This window comes from Syntrophorhabdaceae bacterium (assembly GCA_028713955.1).
Taxonomy (GTDB): domain Bacteria; phylum Desulfobacterota; class Syntrophorhabdia; order Syntrophorhabdales; family Syntrophorhabdaceae; genus UBA5609.
This window is the reverse complement of the sequence record JAQTNJ010000002.1, coordinates 46,291-51,043: the sequence shown is the minus strand read 5'-3', so window position 1 is coordinate 51,043 and position 4,753 is coordinate 46,291. Positions and strand designations below refer to the sequence as shown.

6 protein-coding genes are annotated in these 4,753 nt (G+C 51.6%); 1 reads left to right on the top strand and 5 read right to left on the bottom strand.

Annotated features, from left to right (window positions below):
* From purB to PHU49_00540, 5 genes are all read right to left on the bottom strand, one after another.
* Positions 1-1,124, bottom strand: a 1,124-nt coding sequence (purB, locus tag PHU49_00560) for an adenylosuccinate lyase (protein MDD5242483.1), incomplete at its 3' end; no start/stop codon positions are given.
* A 53-nt stretch (positions 1,125-1,177) separates the two neighbouring features.
* Positions 1,178-1,897: a SagB/ThcOx family dehydrogenase gene (locus PHU49_00555; protein MDD5242482.1), complete on the bottom strand. Its 720-nt coding sequence runs from the start codon at positions 1,895-1,897 to the stop codon at positions 1,178-1,180.
* A 15-nt stretch (positions 1,898-1,912) separates the two neighbouring features.
* Complete coding sequence (locus PHU49_00550; protein MDD5242481.1) at positions 1,913-2,386, bottom strand: hypothetical protein; 474 nt, start codon at positions 2,384-2,386, stop codon at positions 1,913-1,915.
* A 16-nt stretch (positions 2,387-2,402) separates the two neighbouring features.
* Positions 2,403-2,891, bottom strand: coding sequence for a pyridoxamine 5'-phosphate oxidase family protein (locus PHU49_00545; GenBank protein ID MDD5242480.1), 489 nt, complete (start codon positions 2,889-2,891; stop codon positions 2,403-2,405).
* 19 nt (positions 2,892-2,910) lie between these two features.
* On the bottom strand, positions 2,911-4,290 hold the full coding sequence (locus tag PHU49_00540) for a deoxyribodipyrimidine photo-lyase (GenBank protein MDD5242479.1): 1,380 nt from the start codon (positions 4,288-4,290) through the stop codon (positions 2,911-2,913).
* A 117-nt stretch (positions 4,291-4,407) separates the two neighbouring features.
* On the opposite strand from PHU49_00540, the gene PHU49_00535 reads away from it, so the two are divergent.
* A partial coding sequence (locus PHU49_00535; GenBank protein ID MDD5242478.1) for a pyridoxamine 5'-phosphate oxidase family protein occupies positions 4,408-4,753 on the top strand: 346 nt, incomplete at its 3' end.

Here is a 4,753-nt window from a genome sequence, read left to right as displayed (position 1 = left end):
GTGAGCTTGTATGCCTCCTGGCGGGTTATCCCTTTGTGGATAAGTGCGATGAGGATTGCCTCGGAGTGGTAAAGCCCTTTTGAGATGTTCATATTCTCCAGCATCTTCTCCGGGTAGACGATGAGGTTCTTATAGAGGTTTTTTGCCCTCTCGAACATGTAATCGAGGACGATCGTCGCGTCCGGCGCTATAACACGTTCAACAGAAGAGTGGCTGATGTCGCGTTCATGCCAGAGGGGCACGTTTTCCATTGATGACATTGCATATCCGTGGAGCAACCTTGCAAGCCCGCAGAGGTTCTCCGAGGCAATGGGGTTTCTCTTGTGCGGCATTGCCGAAGAGCCCGTCTGACCTTTCGAAAAGAATTCTTCGGCCTCCCCGACCTCTGTCCTCTGGAGGCTCCTGATCTCCATGGCCATCCTTTCGATCGATGAACCTATGAGGGCCAGCGTGGTAAAGAACTCCGCGTGATAGTCCCGGGGTATGATCTGCGATGATATGGGCGCTGCTTTCAGCCCCAGCTTCTTGCAGACATATTCCTCGACAGCAGGCGGCACATGGGCATAGGTGCCGACCGCACCTGATATCTTGCCGTAACTGATGCGTTCGCGGGCGGCCTTCATCCGTTCGAGGTTTCTTCTCATCTCATCGTAAAAGTGCGCTATCTTCAGACCGAACGTGACAGGCTCCGCGTGGATGCCGTGGGTCCTGCCGATGGCAGGGGTCATCTTGTACTGGTAGGCCTTTTCTTTCAGCACATCCATGAGGGCAGTGATGTCTTCAACCAGTATCCCGGAAGCCTCTTTTAAAAGGCAGGCAAAAGACGTGTCGAGAATGTCTGATGACGTAACCCCCATGTGGATGTATTTGGAGGATGGTCCGACGTATTCCGATACACACTCTATGAACGCGACGACATCATGTTTTGTCCTCTTTTCGATCTCGAGGATCTTCCGGACGTCGAAGCGTGCCTTCTCTTTGATCGCCCTCAGGTCTTCCTGCGGGATAAGGGACAGTTCTGCATAGGCTTCGCAGATCAGGACCTCTATGTCAAGCCACTTGCTGAACCTGTTCTCATCGGTCCATACCTTTGCCATTCTTTGCATTGTATACCGCTCGATCATGTCCGTATCTTACCTGATATGCATTTCGTTGTCAACGTACCCGTAGCGTTGTTTCATTTCACCCGGCCTATGGGCATAATGTAGACAGGTTGCCTGTTTTCGGGCATATTCAATGCCTTCCTGACGGACTCATCCATGAACCCCGCCATCACGACACCCCCGATGCCGAGGGAAATACCCTGGAGATATACATTCTGCGCTGCGTGGCCGGCTTCGAGGAATATCCATCTCTGGGTGGTGGTACGCTCGGACTTTCCGAAGAATACAAGGACGGCAGGGGCATTTTTTATCGGCGCCTGCCCCACTGCCTTGAAGAGTTCTCCCTTGATATCGCCGTCGGCGACCTTCTCAAGTCCGTGGCCGTTCGGCTCGTACCTGTACATGCCTTTCTGCAGGTTTGCTACGTTACCCGAAAGGAGGTACACCTCCAGGAGGTATGCCGCACGTGCCGATGGCGCTGTCCTGAGTCCCCGTTTCGGCTCCGTGATGCCCTGGCAGGCCCAGAGGAGCTGGGATATCTCGGGAATGGTGAGGGGGTCTTCGCGGTAGCTCCTCACCGACCGTCTCTCGGTGAGCGCCTTCTCGACGGATACACTTCCCTGATGTTGCGGCGCAGGCAACTTGATCATTTCACCTGCGGGTTGTTTGTCCTGGGCACAGGCCGGAACAGCGGGAAAGCGGGAGAGGGAGAAAGGGGGCAGAGGGGATATGAAAACAAATAAAGTAACAGGGATCATCGCAAAGAGAAATAATGTGGAGCAATGTTTTTTCATCGTTGCCCTCCTGAATTATCGATTACCCTCAACGGCAAATCTCTTGAAGATTACCGGTATCATCCCGTGGGTTGTCCTGGAATTGATCGATGTCCATTCTGTTTTTAATCCTTCAACGAGCGGCGCGTTCTTGTCGGTGAGGATAGACGATTCTCCCAGTTCGTTGTCCGTTGAGTCATAGTCTGTTGCCGGTATGACCCTGTATCTTTTCTTCATCGCGTCCATCTCGATGAGGCAGAGGGCATAACGGAAACGCTGATAACCCTTTACCGGTAATCCCGCCCCTTTCCTCTGCTCAATATATTTTTTTATCGCCTCTTTTTTCTTGAATGCCAGCGAGGCCCATACAGCGAACCGCGGAGGGATCTGCCGATAGCATTCCATCGAAGCGAAGATATCGTCCTCACCACCTTCCGTATCGATGACCTTGTCAAGGTCACAGTAAGATATTATCTCCTCGTCCTCAAAGATCGGTTTCCAGTTCCACATATGTATACTCCTTTTTCTATATGCGGTTCCAGACAGAGACCGTCTGGAACCTGCTTACATGGATGCACTGAACAATGTCAATAATAATAAGCGCCGTGGACGGGGAGTAAATGAACCCTTCCAGGTCAGGGTGCTTCTTTATGAAGAGCGCCGCCAGTTCGTCCCTGGTCCTGCCTTTCTTCACGGGTTTTCCTTTCCCGATGATCGTTACGGCCTCTGTCTCCATAAGGCCCTTTTTCTTCCGCGAGCGGTTGTCTATAAGGAGGGCGACGTTCCGTGAGCTTATGATATTTTTATATTTGCGCGTGTTCCTTGGCGTCGCAAACACGGCCTTTTTCAAGTCCGGCGTGAGGGCAAAAGAGACGAGGGACGTATAAGGCATTCCCTGATCATCGGTTGCGAGGACGGCAAAATCTTCCGTCCTGTCCAGGATCTGCAGCCTGTCCGGAACCGACACGGAACCCCGTTGGGTTGTGCCTGGTATCCTTTCATTATACTTCTTCATGTTCTCTCCGGTGTAATGGCTAATCCCTTTTTTTCAGGGCACTAACATTTTGAATGTAGCGTCTGATATCGAATTTTGATTTGCATCCATTATAACTCATGTACCTGATTTTGCCAAAAATATTCCGCTCACCCCATGCCCTGTCGTGTACGCCCCCTATGCTCCAGGCAATGCCGGCATATCCGTTCGGGTCCCTCCCGTCGAGTTCGTAGCGGTTGTTCAGGTATATTGCCGTTTCCATCGCCTCTTCAGGCGATCCTGACCATTCGAGTATCTTCTTTGCCCAGTACATCCTCATGTAGCCGTGCATCTTGCCCTTTATGACCATCTCAAACTGGGCGGCGTTCCAGAGGTCGTCGTGGGTCCTGCCCTCTTCAAACTCCTCCATACCGTACCTGTAGGCCCTTTTGTCCTTCCTGTGGGCATTGAGCGTTGTCTTTGCCCATTCAGGGAATCCCTCAAAGCTGTCGTAGCGGGGATTGTAAAGACAAAAATTGTCAGAGAGCTCTCTCCGGACGATCAGCTCTTCAAGGAAAGACGACCTCGCAGGGACATCGGGAACGTTCTGTATCACTTCGAGGGCAACACGCTGTGCCGATAGGTGGCCGAAATGAAGGTAAGGGGAGAGGCTGGATTGGCAATCCTTTGACGGGTCATTTCTGCCGGCGTTATAAAGAGCGATCTTTTTTTTAATAAAATGCATGAGCGCCCTTTTGGCAGCCTTTTCTCCTGGCACGATCCAATCCACGGCCTTTACGGTCCGGTTGGCACGCAGCATTCCAGAGAGCCTTTCCCAGTCTGTCCTTGTCCACGTTATTCCATGCTGCCACGGATGGACCGCCGGTTTCGGGAACTTTTCCAGAAACCCGGGAAGCAGCCTCTCTATCTTCTTCCGTATCGTGTAGGCCCCGAAATCCTGCCTGGGAGATGCTGTCCGGCAGGGGACAATGTTATGGGCATCAACCTCATAGAAAGGGATCTCGATTCCTGCTGCCACATATTCTTTCCATTTCCGCTTGATGCGAAGAGGATCAAAATCCGTCACAAGACAGGCGATACGCCTTGTTGCAACGAAATGGGGGACAGAATCCCCCGGTTCCCCTGTTATGGCAAAAAAGGGTATCTTCAGGGTCTTTAGTTTTTGTTCCGTTTCTTTGAGACCAATGAGCATAAAGTCATAGTGCCTCACGGATGCATAGAGAAATTGGGGCGCCAGGGAGAACATCACAACAAGGGGAGACCTTCTTTTCATGGCGAGTTCCTGGGCAAAGGCAAGGGCCCAATTGTCGTTTACCCGCTGATCGCGGCTCATCCAGTAAGCCACGGCACCAGGTACCTCCTTGCCCTCTCGTAAGACCTTTACCCTCTCAAGTTTTACGGATATTCTCTCCGGTATCATGGGATGATTTATATACTATCACCATGCTTGAAACTTTGCTATACTTATCAAATCCGCTTGAAGATATCCTGCTGCCGGCAGGGGGTAGTTGATAACGATACCATGAAGGAGGGGAATATGAAGCTCAGCGAATATTTTGAGAATGCAACAGGACGCGGCGTGCTTGCGACATCTGATGCTGACGGCAAGGTCGATGTGGCGGTCTATTCGCGGCCCCATTTCATCGATGAGGAGACCATTGCCTACATCATGACCGACAAACTGACCCACAAAAACCTCCGGTCAAATCCCTATGCTGCATATCTTTTCATGGAGTCGGGAGAAAAATTCGTCGGCAAGCGGCTCTACCTCACGAGGATCAAGGAAGAGTCAGACCCCGAGAAGATCAACGCGATCAGGTGGAGAAAAAGCTATACCGTGCCCGAAGACCAGAAGAATGAGAAACGGTTTCTCGTCTATTTCA

Excerpts from the sequence above, each read along its gene's own strand:
- PHU49_00550 (MDD5242481.1), bottom strand. The coding sequence starts at position 2,386 with ATGTGGAACTGGAAACCGATCTTTGAGGACGAGGAGATAATATCTTAC.
- PHU49_00540 (MDD5242479.1), bottom strand. The coding sequence starts at position 4,290 with ATGATACCGGAGAGAATATCCGTAAAACTTGAGAGGGTAAAGGTCTTA.
- PHU49_00545 (MDD5242480.1), bottom strand. The coding sequence starts at position 2,891 with ATGAAGAAGTATAATGAAAGGATACCAGGCACAACCCAACGGGGTTCC.
- PHU49_00555 (MDD5242482.1), bottom strand. The coding sequence starts at position 1,897 with ATGAAAAAACATTGCTCCACATTATTTCTCTTTGCGATGATCCCTGTT.